This is a genomic window from Leptotrichia massiliensis, assembly GCF_900104625.1.
Taxonomy (GTDB): Bacteria; Fusobacteriota; Fusobacteriia; order Fusobacteriales; family Leptotrichiaceae; genus Leptotrichia; species Leptotrichia massiliensis.
In genome coordinates, this window is sequence record NZ_FNVZ01000005.1 from 166,681 (window position 1) to 180,682 (window position 14,002).

Annotated in this window: 12 protein-coding genes and 1 pseudogene; 3 read left to right on the plus strand and 10 right to left on the minus strand. The window is 28.9% G+C overall.

Annotated elements, in window-relative coordinates:
• Positions 1-301 precede the first annotated feature (301 nt).
• From BQ5344_RS04780 to BQ5344_RS04825, 10 genes are all read right to left on the minus strand, one after another.
• Entirely contained in the window at positions 302-1,315 is a 1,014-nt protein-coding gene (locus BQ5344_RS04780) for a LacI family DNA-binding transcriptional regulator (RefSeq protein ID WP_021768760.1), read from the minus strand.
• 382 nt (positions 1,316-1,697) lie between these two features.
• A complete protein-coding gene (locus BQ5344_RS04785; protein WP_071124389.1) occupies positions 1,698-2,123 on the minus strand; it encodes an RbsD/FucU family protein in 426 nt (141 codons plus the stop codon).
• 27 nt (positions 2,124-2,150) lie between these two features.
• Entirely contained in the window at positions 2,151-3,935 is a 1,785-nt protein-coding gene (locus tag BQ5344_RS04790) for an L-fucose isomerase (RefSeq protein ID WP_021770262.1), read from the minus strand.
• A 24-nt stretch (positions 3,936-3,959) separates the two neighbouring features.
• The gene (locus BQ5344_RS04795; RefSeq protein ID WP_021770263.1) at positions 3,960-4,946 is read right to left on the minus strand and encodes an ABC transporter substrate-binding protein; all 987 of its coding nucleotides are present in this window, start codon (positions 4,944-4,946) and stop codon (positions 3,960-3,962) included.
• A gap of 33 nt (positions 4,947-4,979) precedes the next feature.
• A complete protein-coding gene (locus BQ5344_RS04800; protein WP_021770264.1) occupies positions 4,980-5,909 on the minus strand; it encodes an ABC transporter permease in 930 nt (309 codons plus the stop codon).
• The gene (locus BQ5344_RS04805; RefSeq protein ID WP_021770265.1) at positions 5,896-7,404 is read right to left on the minus strand and encodes a sugar ABC transporter ATP-binding protein; all 1,509 of its coding nucleotides are present in this window, start codon (positions 7,402-7,404) and stop codon (positions 5,896-5,898) included. The genes BQ5344_RS04800 and BQ5344_RS04805 overlap by 14 nt, the downstream gene beginning before the upstream one ends.
• On the minus strand, positions 7,405-8,862 hold the full coding sequence (locus BQ5344_RS04810) for a rhamnulokinase (protein ID WP_071124390.1): 1,458 nt from the start codon (positions 8,860-8,862) through the stop codon (positions 7,405-7,407).
• A 9-nt stretch (positions 8,863-8,871) separates the two neighbouring features.
• The gene (locus BQ5344_RS04815; RefSeq protein WP_006804688.1) at positions 8,872-9,525 is read right to left on the minus strand and encodes an L-fuculose-phosphate aldolase; all 654 of its coding nucleotides are present in this window, start codon (positions 9,523-9,525) and stop codon (positions 8,872-8,874) included.
• 411 nt (positions 9,526-9,936) lie between these two features.
• Positions 9,937-10,128, minus strand: a complete 192-nt coding sequence (locus BQ5344_RS04820; protein WP_071124391.1) for a tannase/feruloyl esterase family alpha/beta hydrolase — start codon at positions 10,126-10,128, stop codon at positions 9,937-9,939.
• A 420-nt stretch (positions 10,129-10,548) separates the two neighbouring features.
• Positions 10,549-11,247, minus strand: a complete 699-nt coding sequence (locus BQ5344_RS04825) for an alpha/beta hydrolase (RefSeq protein ID WP_071124392.1) — start codon at positions 11,245-11,247, stop codon at positions 10,549-10,551.
• A 356-nt stretch (positions 11,248-11,603) separates the two neighbouring features.
• Here BQ5344_RS04825 and BQ5344_RS04830 point away from each other — a divergent pair, with 356 nt between their 5' ends.
• The 3 genes and pseudogenes from BQ5344_RS04830 to BQ5344_RS12600 all read left to right on the plus strand — a co-directional run.
• Positions 11,604-12,377 (plus strand): RNA polymerase subunit sigma, encoded by a 774-nt coding sequence (locus BQ5344_RS04830; RefSeq protein ID WP_071124393.1) that lies wholly within the window; start codon positions 11,604-11,606, stop codon positions 12,375-12,377.
• Positions 12,378-12,551: 174 nt separating this feature from the next.
• Positions 12,552-13,244 carry a hypothetical protein gene (locus BQ5344_RS04835; RefSeq protein ID WP_235846113.1) on the plus strand — a complete coding sequence of 231 codons (693 nt, stop codon included), beginning with the start codon at positions 12,552-12,554 and terminating at the stop codon, positions 13,242-13,244.
• Between the two features lie 139 nt (positions 13,245-13,383).
• Positions 13,384-13,717 (plus strand): annotated as a pseudogene (locus tag BQ5344_RS12600) (hypothetical protein); the annotation flags it as partial.
• Between the last annotated feature and the right edge of the window lie 285 nt (positions 13,718-14,002).

The following is a 14,002-nucleotide window of genomic DNA, read 5'->3' on the forward strand; positions in this document are numbered from 1 at the left end:
AATATAAAATATTAAAAAAATTTACTAAAAAGATTCTGGATGTATTTACAGTTTATAGATTGTGTTATTGATGCATCCAGCTTTTTCATTGTAGTTGACACTTTTGTTACTAATGTTCGGATAAATGATGATATTATGAAGTAAATTTTAACTTTTTCATTTATTCTCCTTATGTTCTTTATATTTATTATTATTTTTATTGAAAATAATTTCCTCTTAACTTCTCCTATTTTTATTCTGAAATATAGTATAGCCATTATACTAGTTTTGTAGTAAAAAATTCATATTATCGCTATTATTATTAATCTTTAATTTTTACTAATTTTTCGGAATTTCTGAGAATTAAAGTAGGAGAAACGATAACTATTTTCTTACTTCTGCTACTATTTTTCATCTCTTCAAGTAAAAGTTTCGCTATTTCCATTCCTGTTTCTTCTATGTCTCTATTTACTGCACTTATATTTATTCCTAATATTTCAAAATATTTATGATTATCATAGGATACTATCGCTATGTCATCGGGTATTTTTAGATTTTTTTCTCTTATTGCCTGCAATGCTCCTAAAGTCATTTCATTATTACATATAAAGATTGCAGTTATTTCCTTATTTTTTTCAAGAATTTTTTTTGTGTTTTCATATCCGCTATCAAAGTGAAAATTCCCTTCATATATATTTTCTTCAGATATTTTTTTGTTTTTTTCCAACATTGCTTTTTTGTATCCTTCTAACCTATTTAATCCATTTGTTGTAGAAAAAGGTCCTGTAATTATCGCAATATTTTCATGTCCTGAATTAATTAATGCTTCTGTTGCTAAATAACCACCTTTTATATCATCAAAAAATACTCCCGTAAAAGTTTCATCAAAAATTTGTCTGTCAAATAAAACAAAAGGAATACCTGAATCAAGCAATACTTTTATATCCTTTTTTTTATGATGCTGAAGAGATATCGAAAGGATAATACCACTTGGTCTTTGTTCAATTACATTTTGAAATACTTTTTTTTCTTTTTTTATATTCTCATCAGTACTGTAAACAAGCATATGTAAATTATTTTTATCCATTATGTTAGAAATTCCCTTTATTATATCTCCAAAATATGAATTTTGAATATCTGGTATAATTACAGCTACTGTATTTGACTTATTGCTAGATAAGGAACGGGCGATTCCATTTGGTATATAATTTACCTCTTCAATAATTTTTAATATTTTTTCTTTTGTTTCTTTACTAACATAACCATTATTTGAAATCACACGAGATACTGTTGATTTTGAAAATCCTGATAATTTAGCTATTTCTTCTATTTTCATTATATTACTTCCTTAAATCATAAATATTATTTTTTTATTTCAATCATTAATAAATGTTATATCATATTTTACCATTTAAATATTAAATATCAGTTTAGAATTTTTTACTTTTTGAATATGATAAAATTATTTTTTAAATTTGGTGTAATAGATTAATTTATGATATATAAATCTTTTCTCAGTGTTCCTATTCAAAAATATAATACCATGAATTCATTATTTACGCTATCTTTTTCTTTATTTATAGAACTACATAGTATTTTTTATTAAAAAATATTTAATAATTGTAATCTATAAAAAGAACACGATTTAAAGATTAAAATTTAAAGCTTAAAAATCTATAAAATCGTGTTCCCTTATTTTGATATTTGTTATTTATACGTTATTTTATAATTCCTTTCTTTAAAATAACATTTGCATAAATAGCTTCTTCAGATGTAGCAATTATGGCGTATGCCTTTTTTGCTCTTTCATAAAATTCAAATCTTTCTACAAATTCAAAGTCTTTAAATTCTTCATGTTTTTCTAAAGTTTTTCTATAAACACTCCATACTTCAGGTTCTCCTACATACTCGCTTCCTGTTTTCATTAATGAAACTGCACTTTCTACATACGTATCAAGGGGCAATATTTCTAGTATTGATTCTAGAAGTTCTGCTACACAGCTTGCATCTGATCTGATAAGTCTTTGTGCATGACTTGCAGCGGGAAAGTTTCCATCTCCTATCACAATTTCATCTCCGTGTCCCATTTCACATAATATTTTCAGTAATTCTGGACTTAAATTTTTAGGTATATTTTTAAGCATTTTTTTACTCCTTCATTTAGATATTTTTTATTTACCTATTTTTTTATAAATTGGTCCAAAATTTTCACATGCTCTGTAATCAGCACCTTCTTCATTCATGTCTCCAAAACTTGCCCAAACTTTAGGACGGAATATTCTGTCAGGATTTACATTGTGCATACATACTGGAATTCTAAGCATAGATGCTAATGTTATAAGTTCATCACCTATATGTCCATAAGATATTGCTCCATGATTTGCTCCCCAGTTATTCATTACAGAATAAACATCTTTAAATGCTCCTTTACCAGTAAGTATAGGTGCAAACCAAGTTGTTGGCCAAGTCGGATTTGTTCTGCTGTCAAGTGATTCATGAATATCTTTGTCTATGTCAATTGCATATCCTTCAGCAATTTGAAGTACAGGCCCTTGCCCTTTAACAAGATTTATTCTGCACATTGTAACAGGCATTTCTCCTTTTGTAAGGAAGCATGAAGAGAATCCTCCACCTCTGAAATAGTCATAATCTGCTGCAGGCCAGCTTGTAGATTTTAAAGCATTGTTAACTTCTTCTTCTGTAACTTCCCAGTATGGTTTCATAACTCGTTTACCATCTCTTATTTGATCTCCAGTTGCGTCTAACGTAGCTGATCCTGAGTTAATTAAGTGGATTATTCCGTTTTCAGCTTTTCCTGTCAATTTTTTACCTGTAACTCTTTCTACAGCTTCTGGACTCCAGTAAGTTCTAACATCTGCAAATATTTGTGCAGTTCCAGTCAAAAGATGTCCAAATAGCATTGATATTCCATTTAAAGCATCATTTTCAGTTGCAACTGTAAAAGCTTGTCTTATTCCATTCCAGTCAAAAGATGAATTTAATATAGCCTCAGAAAAGTCGCCGTTAGGCATAAAATCTGTCCATTGTCTTTGTCCTTGGAAACCTGATACTATTGCATTATTTCCTTCAGATTCTTCAACAAATCCCATTTCAGCCAATTTAGGATTTCCAATCATCATGTCTCTTATTATAAGAGTCATTTTCACAACTGTTTCCCATTCTTTATTTTTAACTTCCTCTGTTCTAGAAACTTTATTTATATCTAATCCTTCTTTACAATGTTCTTTAACCCATGTTAAAGCTTTTTCATATTCTTCCTTATCGTAAATCTCATTTTGTATTCTTCTAGTAATTTCACTCATATCTTTAAATTCAGGACGAATTCCTAAGTAGTCTAAAAGAAATTCATTATTAACCATAGATCCTGCTATACCCATGGAAACTCCACCTACAGATAAGTAAGATTTATCCTTCATTGTTGCAACAGCCAATCCAGCTTTTGTGAATTTCAGTAATTTTTCTTTTACATCGTCAGGAATGGAATCATCAGATAAATCCTGTACATCATGTCCATAAATTCCGAATGCAGGAAATCCTAGTTGTGCATGTCCTGCCAATGCCGCTGCAAGATAAACTGCTCCTGGTCTTTCTGTTCCATTAAATCCCCAGATTGCTTTTGGAATGTCAGGTGTCATATCAATTGTTTCACTTCCATAGCACCAGCAAGGTGTTACAGTTATTGACAAACCTACATTTTGATCTTTAAATTTTTGATTACATTTTGCTGCTTCAGAAAATCCTCCAATTGTTGTATCAGAAATCACGCACTCTACTGGTTCTCCACTAGGATGTTTTAATGTGGAAGAAATTAACTCTGCAAGTTTTTTTGCCATTCCCATTGTTTTTTCTTCTAAAGACTCTCTAACTCCATTTCTTCTTCCATCAATAACAGGTCGAATTCCTACTTTAGGAAGCTCTCCTCTTAATCTGTTCATTAGTCTCACTCCTTAAATCTTTATTTATTTTCTTCCGAAAGGAAACATCTTTTTAGTAATATCTGGATTGTTTATATTTTCTTTAGTTACAAGAATTGCTCCTGTATCTATTCTTTTTTCAACTTTTTCACCTTTTGAAAGTTTATATAATTGTTGTACTGTTTGATATCCCATATTATAAGGATCTTGTATAACTAATCCTGAAATAACACCTTTTTCAAGGAATTTAGCTAAATCTTCAGATGAATCTATTCCTACTAGAGCTACTTTACCAGTTAACCCTTTTTCTTCTACTCCTTTAGCAACACCAAAAATAGAAGGTTCGTTTGTTCCATAAATTCCTGCAATATCTGGATTTGCATTGATAATGTCAAGAGTTATTGCCAATGCTTTTGATTTATCTCCATCACTAAATTGTGTATTTAATATCTTAATATCTGGATATTTTGCCAATGCTTCCCTAAATCCAGCTTCTCTTTCTATAGCTGTTGTTGTTCCAGGATTATGAGAAACTACTGCCACTTTACCTTTTCCGTTTATAAGTTTTGCTAGTTGTTCTCCAGCCATTGCTCCTGCAGCTTTATTATCTGTTGCAATGAAACTTGATGTAATATCATCTTTTACATTTGAATCAAATGTTACAACTGGTATTTTTGCATCCATAGCTTTTTTCGCTACTACTGCCAATGCGTCTGGGTCAAGAGCTGCAATTCCTAATGCAGATACTTTTTTGTTAATTGCGTTTTCAACCATACCTACTTGTTTACCAATTTCAGTTTCTTTTTCAGGCCCAATAAAGTTTACTTCTACTCCTAATTCTTCTCCAGCTTTTTTCGCTCCTGCTTCTACTGATCTCCAAAATTCATGTTGGTAACCTTTACTTACCAATTCAATTTTAATTTTGTCTCCAGAACTTGCTGCTTGTCCTGTTCCAGCATCTTTTTTCTCTTCACTTTTTCCACAGCTAAGAATTGCTGCAAACACTACCAAAAATAATAATAACTTTTTCATAAGAAATCTCTCCTTTAAATTAAATTTATTTTTTTATTTTTTATTTTTTAAACTATCTATATATACTGCCACAAGCACTACTACTCCTATGGCAAATTGTTGCCAGAATCCTGATACATTAAGCATATTAAGTCCATTTTTCAATGTACTCATTATAAAAGCTCCTAATATTGTTCCTAAAATTGATCCTGAACCTCCCATAAGGCTTGCACCACCGATTACTACTGCAGCAACGGCATCCATTTCATATCCTGTTCCTTCAGTAGGTTGTGCTGAAATTAGTCTTGATGCAAGAAGGATTCCCGAAATAGCACATAGAAAACCACTTAATCCGTATACAAATAATTTTACTTTATCAACATTTACTCCTGAAAGTTTTGAAGCTGCTTCATTACTTCCAACTGCATAAGTATATTTTCCAATGACTGTTTTTTTCAGTACAAATGAGAATATTGCTGTTATTATAATTAGATAAATTACTGGATTTGGAATACCTAATACTGTTCCACCTGATAATTTATCAAAACCATCGTTTAATCCTGAAACTGGGATTCCATTTGTTATTGCTAATACAAGTCCTCTAGTAATCATCATTAATCCCAAAGTAGTTATAAATGGAGGTAAATTAGCTTTAGATACTAATAGTCCATTTATTATTCCACATGCTATACCACTTACTAGTCCTAAAATTATTGCTAGAATTGTAGGAATTCCAGCTTTCATTGCCATTCCCATTATAACTCCTGAAAAGGCTACAATGGAACCAACTGATAAATCAATACCTCCTGTTATTATTACAAATGTCATTCCTATAGCTATGATCCCAATGATAGCAGTCTGTAAAGCGATTGTCATAAAATTTGTTATTGAAAAAAACTGACTGGATGTTATTGAGAAAAATATTATCATTATTATTAAACTGGCAAATGTAACTAATTGTTGCATTATTTTATTCTTTTTCATATTTATTTATTCCTCCTGTCGCGAAATATAGTATTCTTTCTTCTGTGGCATCTTTTATATCTATTATATTACCTATTTTTCCTTCATGCATTATCATTACTCTGTCACTCATTCCAAGTATTTCAGGTAATTCAGATGAAATCATTATAATCCCTGCTCCTGTTTCGACTAGTTCATTCATAAGATTGTAAACTTCTCTTTTTGCTCCCACATCTATTCCTCTAGTAGGCTCATCAAATATTACTATTTTCTTATTTTGACAAAGCCATCTTGCCAATATAACCTTCTGTTGATTTCCTCCACTCAGATTTTTTGTAAGCTGTTCTTTTGATGGAGTTTTTATTTTCATTTTTTCTATGTATTTCTTCGTTATATTTTCAGATTTACCTTTATTTAATACTGATTTATCTGATATTAAATTTAAATTAGCAATCATAATATTGTCTTCTATTGATAAATTAAGAAAAAGTCCATCTTTTTTTCTGTCTTCTGTCAAGTATGCGATACCTAATTTTATCGCTTCTTTAGGATTTTTTACATGTACTTCTTTCCCCTCCATGAAGACTTTTCCACCTGATTTTTCATAAGCTCCAAAAATAACTTTTGCCATTTCTGTTCTTCCAGATCCCATTAATCCTGCAACACCTAAGATCTCTCCTTTTTTTACAGAAAAGTTTATTGCTTTTACATGTTTTTTATAAGACAAATCTTCAACTTCTAGTAAAGCTTCACCAATTTCAACATTTCTTGGTGGATATTGTTCAGTTATATCTCTACCTACCATCAGCTTTATTAAATCATCATTTGTTGTATCTTTATAATTTAAAGTGTCTATATATTTACCATCTCTCATTACTGTTGCTCTATCTGCAATTATTTTAAGTTCTTCCATTCTATGTGAAATATAAATTATACCTACACCATTCTTTTTAAGGTTTTCAATGACTTCAAAAAGTTTTTCAATTTCCCTGTCTGTAAGAGCTGCAGTTGGTTCATCCATAATCAATATTTTTGCATTTGTTGAAAGTGCTTTTGCTATTTCCACCATTTGTTGTTCAGCTACACTTAAATTCATTACCTTTTCCTCAGGTGATATTTTTAATCCTAGTTGATTCAGAATTTTTTGAGCTTCTTCATTTTGTTTGCTTTCATTTACAATCCCCTTCATCCCTTGGAATTCTCTTGTAATAAATATATTGTCTGCAACTGAAAGATGAGGTAGCAGGTTAAATTCCTGATAAATTATACTTATTCCATTTTCCTGTGCTTCTTTAGGATTTTTAAAATTTACACTTTTTCCATTGTAAATTATCTCACCTTCATCCTTTTGATATACTCCAGTAAGAACCTTCATTAATGTTGACTTTCCAGCACCGTTTTCTCCTAGAAAAGCATTTACTTCTCCAGCATACAAATCAATGTAAGCATGATCCAGAGCTTTTACTCCTGGAAAAGTTTTAACTATATTTTTCATTTCTAGTATTTTTTCAGCCATTTATTTTTCCTCCTTTCTTTTAGATTTATATTCTATTATTTCTACAGAATTTTTTACAATTTCTCTTCCTTCTTCTAAATTTTTAACAAGTCCAAGAGCAATAAACTGTGTTATTATATTTCCAAACGCTGACGCTTCTATTGGCCCTGCCTTAATTACTCTATTTGTTTCATCTGAAATTTCTTGACATAGGAATTTATCCTGTATTCCTCCTCCAATTGCTATAATTGAAGTAAATTCATTTCCAACCAGTTTTTCTAGTTCCTTTATACTCTTATTGTACTGTTTCTTTAAGCTGTTGTATGCTACTCTTAGTAAATCCTCATCTGTTTCTGGAACTTCTTGCCCAGTTTCCTTGCAATATTCTTTTATTTCCATGTCCATCTTTTCAGCGTGTAAAAATCTTTCATTTTCTAAATCGACAAATGAAATCAAGTTTGATTTCTTAGCCATATTTCCAAAATCTGAATAATCTATATCAAGATTTTTTTCATTAAATATTTTTTTCAGCTGCTGCAGTATCCACAAACCTGGTATCATTTTCAGCACTCTTGCTTTTTTTTCTATTCCGCCTTCATTTACAATATTATTTTTAAAAGCTTCTTCATTTACAACGGGAACATCTGATTCAAAGCCAATTATTGACCATGTTCCGTTTATTACATATAAAGAATTTTCTACTAACGGTGCCCCTGCTATTGCGGCTGCTGAGTCATGAGATGCAGTCAAGATTACATTCAAAGGTTTTATTCCCAGTTCCTTCTGAATAGTTTCCTTCAATGGTGCAAGGACTTGACCTCCATGTTCTATATCTCCAACAATGCTTTCAGGAATATCTAACTTTTCAAATATTTTTTTGCTCCATTTCTTATTATCAATATTTACCATTCCGCTAGTGGAACTGATTGTATATTCCCATGATTTTTTTCCTGTAAGAAAATATGCAAATAAATTTGGCATAAATTGAAGCTGTTTTGCTCCTTTTTCAAGAACTTTTCTTTTATGTATATCATAAAATATTTGATAAACGGAATTAAAAGAATAAAACTGAACTCCTGTTTCATTAAATATTTCTTCAAGAGAAACTTTATCGTGAACTTCTTCAAAAACTTCTTCCGTTCTCGTATCTCTATAGCATATAGGAAGCGACAATAATTCTCCTCTTTCATCAATCCATCCGTAATCTACTCCCCAAGTATCTATACCTAATCCCAGAACCTCAATATTTTCACTAGTAACAATACTTTCCTTCGAAAATATTTTTTTTAGTCCTTCTTTTAATTCATTGTATAAATAAGGGAAATCCCAATATTCATATTGATTTAATTTAACAGAGCAATTTTTAAATCTGTGCATTTCCTTCAATTCTATTTTCTTAGTATCCTCATTTAAAATACCCAAAACCAATCTTCCTGACGAAGCTCCGTAATCAAATGCCAGAACTGCTTTTTTTCCCAATGCAATCACCTACTTTATAGATTTTATTTGTCCGTATGTTTTAAATCTCTCAAGCATGCTGTTCATTTCATTGTCAGGTAATATAATAGGTTCCCCTATATTTCTTGCTTTTATATATAAATTAGAGATATACTCTACCTGAACTGTTATATTGAAAGCATTTGCTATATCCTTTCCAGCTGTTGTCAATCCATGGTTTGCGAGTATTACTGCAAGACTGCTTCCCATTGCCTTATAGGCATTTTCAGCCAGTTCCTTTGTTCCATACGAAGCATATTCAGCGCATCTTACTTTTGTTGCTCCTGTAACAGCAATCATATAATCAATTGCTGGTAAATCTTGTCTCAAGCATGCTAATACTGTAGTGTAGACTGGGTGGGTATGTATAACAGCATTTACATCTTCACGATTTCTGTATAAAATCATGTGCATTTCCAATTCACTTGAGGGTTTCAATCCTTCGATAAGTTTTCCCTCCAAATCAACTATTGAAATCATTTCTGGAGTTAATTCTGAATAGTTTACTCCAGTTGGGCTTATTGCAACCAACCCTTCTTCTCTGTTAAAAATACTTACATTACCAGCTGTTCCGTTTGTAAGTCCTTCTGATAATAATTTAAGAGAATATTCAATTACTTGTTCTCTTTCTTTTTCAAGAATCATAATTTCCTCCTTTTAATTGTGGGAGCGTTCCCAGTTAATTATTTTGCTCTTTTCCACGAATTATAATCTCCTTCTTCTATTCATAGGAGCGTTCCCAGTTCCCTGTTTTACTTATTTTTCAAGAATCATAATCTTGTCATCTACTTATAGAAACGCTCCCGATTACCTGTTCTCTTTCTTTTTTAAGAATCATACTTCCCTCCTTCTGTTTATGAGATCGTTCTCTTTAAATAGCGCCTTTTATAGAATATTATCGGTATAATCTAATCAATTTAAGTATGTGAGAACGTTCCTACATATATCTTACTACTAATATAACCTATTTTTTAAAAAAGTCAATACCCTTTCTTAATTTTTTTTAATAAAAAATGATGTTTTGATTTAATTTTTTCAACATCATTTTTATATCTATTATTTATACTTGAAATTTTCTGCCTTATTCTTGTCTTTACCAATATAAGTTGCTACCTTCAGATATGGACAAAATGGCTGTTCCTTATTTTGATCTAGATATCTTTTTCCATCTTTTCCAACTAGACAATCTGGTGCCATATTTTCTTTAGTCCATTTTTCAAGAGCTGTTATAGCATCAAAATTTTTCATTGCAGGAACTATGAATAAACGTGTTAAAATATCTAAATTTCACATATTTTTGATGAATTTACTGTTACTAATACAACAAAAAATATATATTTTGAAGTTTTAAATTTTTTAAGAAAATATTTTTTTGAATAATTGACTTTTTTTTAAATATGATATAATTAAATTGTTAAAAACCCTAAGGGGAACTTATAATAGAATAAAATTACTGACAAATTAAGCTAGAATTTTCTAGCTTTTTTGTTATAATAACAAAGAGTTCAGTAAACTCATATTCTTATTATAAGGAGGTTTAGAGCAGTGAATAGTGATGAACTTATTAGACTTCTAGTTCTTTTGTATATTGTTTACAGATTAACTAGATATTCGAAAAATCTCGAATTTCACCTCTGCCTCTACCCTTAGGGATTTCGATTAATAAATTTAACAATTTTCTAAAGTCCAAATAAATCCTTTTCCCATCCGTATATCAGAATTTCCGAAATGATTTCCCTCATTCCAATCTAAAATACAGTTTTCAACATCTTCAGAATTTTTTAAAATTTCAATATATTCTTTTATATTATCTCCGATTTTTGATAAAATCTGATGTTTAGTCTTCTCTTCTAAATCTCCAAGACTTAAATAAATATTATTTACTAAAGGTTTACTGTCCTTTACAAAATCAATCCAGTTTTTATACCAAACTGACGGTGAAACTCCAGCTATTCCAGCAAAAATATCTACCTTATAACCACTCCACAGTGAAAATAACCCAGCAAGAGAATATCCACCTAAAATATATTTCACATTCTTATCTTGAATATTCATAAATTCTGCTAAACTTGGAATCAATTTTTTCTTTATAAACTTCAACGTTTTATCGGCTCCATTTCCAAAGTTGCCTTTTCCACGAAGAAGTGGCATTTCCCACGGAGTCAGTTCGCTGTTCCAGTCGTTTATTTTAAATGCAATAAGACTAAAATTTTTATTTGTATTTTCAGAAATATATTTAACTTCATTATCTAGAACTTTGATATCATTTTCGTCTACAGGCTGTATCAAAACGTAGTCCGGATTTTTATTTTCTTTTATATATAAAATACAATCTTTTTCTTCTGTTCTTAAATTTAATTTTTTCATAGCAGCTCCTTTTTAATATTTTTGGAATATTAAATCTATTTAAAATAAATTTTGATTAATATACTTAATTATAGCATACATTTAAGAAATTTTATTCAATTTTATCTATGATATTATTATAGTTTTTTTCTTTAATTATATATATTTAATTTTTCTTGAAATTGTAGTAAAATAAATTGTACAGTAAAAATTTTATTTTATTACTTTAAATCTATTATCCAAGAAAAAAATGATAAATTACAAAACGCAAAGAAATTAAAAAAGGGCAATCACTTAAATAAATACGCGATACGATAATAGAACGATAAAAAATTATGAGTATCAGATACAAAATATTAAGATGGAGAGTTATTTTTATGAATAAGGAAATTATACAAATATGTAATATTACAATAGAATTAAAATTTGCCTTAAAAACAAATACTAAAATCGAATATTTTCCTTTTGAATATGAAAGAAATATAGAATTTCTATTCTCTAAAAATAAAATAGATTTTTTAGAAAAAAACTACAAAGCCGGAAATATTGAAGAATGGTTTGATTATTGTTTAAATTTAGGATTAGAAGATATAAAAATTTTATTACCTGTTTCATCTAAAAATTTAAATATTCCCAACGATTTAAATTCAAATAAGATTAAACTTATTTGCTATTTTAAAAATAATTTGATTCTTTATTTTACACCAAAATGGAAGAAAACAAGTGGTGGATGGAATGTTACTTATACTGCTCACAAATACGAAAATTCTATCAATGAAAAACTTAAATTTTATGATAATACAGAAGATTTTAAAAATGTATTAAATAAAATAGCAATTTTGGCTGATAAAATTAATTTTTCAAATTTTGGAAATATCTTTAGAAAAGCTTTTAGCATTTTAAATGGGGAAAGTTTTGAAAATATAAGAAATACTTTTTATGGACAAACTCTTTTGAAAATACCTGAAATAAATGCAAGACTTTTTTATTCAGCCAAAATTTCTAATGTTTTTGGCGGAATGGGTTCCTGGAATGACAGCCCTCATTATTATGTACACGAAAAAGGTCTTGAAATAGAATATGACAGTCTTACGGAAGAACTTTTGACACAAATCAGGCTTGCTCTTTTATATTCTGTAAATGAATGGTAAAATATAGTAAAATTATACTGTAGGAGTTATAGTGTAAATGTGATGTTGAACAAGCATGTGAATCATTAGATTAAAATAAATATAGATTTATAGATGCTTCGTATATTATGGTTGAACCGTTAAATAGGGAAGAACTTTTAGGATTAGTGAAATAAAAACTATGGAGAGTGAGTAATGTTATTTTTAGCATATTTGTTTATTTTTTCTTTATTATCAGTTTTAATGGATTTATCAATATTTTTTTCAATACTTTCTTTTGTATTAGGTGGAATATTGTTTTTTAATAGCAGCTTTTTTTTACAAGGAATGGCAATTTGTGTTTTTGGATTATTATACTTAATTTCAAGATTATGTTATCATAGTAAAAAAATGTGTACCAGTGGTAATTCATATATTGATTATAATACAAGTTATAATTTTCTTTCAATTTCTATAGCATCTGTTATTTTTTCCATACCCATTTGCTATATCATTATTAAGTCAAAAATAACATTAGAAATTTCACCTATATATATTTTTATTGTAAGTCTTTTTATATCTTGGGCTATACTTTTTAAGATAGCAGATAGAATTTTTATACATAATAGAGAAACTCAAGAAGTAGTTTTAGGAGATTATTTTACTATTTATAAAAGTAGAAGATCTCTTACACACATTTATATTTTTAAATTAAAAAATTCTCCAGATTTATATTCTACAGGAATGTGGAGATACAGAAATTTTATAGATAAGGTTGGCTCTAGATTTTCCTGTACTTTTGGAAAAGGAATTTTTGGAACAAGTTATATAACAAGTATAAAATTAATTGAAGATGCAGGTGAATATGCTCCTACAGAAACAAATTCATATAGAACCTCAAAATTGTGATGTGAGATTATTGACATATATTGAATTATATAAAATTATTGGAGCTGGTGGAATTATTTCAGGTACTGCTCTTGTCATAATATCTATTTTTCTTCTCATTAAATTTATTAGAAAAAAATAAAATCCGGAGGATATTATAATGGAAAAAAATCGTAAATGGGGATATGTTTTTGATGAAAAATTAAATATGTATATTCCTAACTTACCAAAACAAAGAAAAATTGCAAAAGTGCTGCTAGTTTTATCAGTAACCTCTTTTATTGCTGCATTAGTGCAAGGATATTTTTTAGATAAAACTTCTTATGAAAAAATATCATTTTTAGCTTACACCAGTGTAATGGCTTTCATTCTTTTAGCTTTATACACTATTATAAAAATAAATATACACTTTATCAAAAAAAGATTAAAATTAATTGGAGGAATCGAAAAAATAAATTCATCTGAAAAATTTGAAATTCGGCCTTTAAGCAAAAATAGGTATCTTTTTTTCTGTATAATTTTCTTTGTTATGTTGATTTTTGCGTTATCTTTCCAGATAAATAAATTATTAGAAGATTTTTCGTTTGAATATATCAGCTATCTCGTTTTTCTTATTGGAATGATAATATTCAGCTATATTAATTTTCTGAGAGAACTTAAAAATAGAAAATATTCCCTACTTATAGACAAAAAATTTATCAAAATATACTATGAAAATGATGAAATAGAATATATAAAAACAGATAATATAGACTATGTCAGATTTTATTCAATCAGAC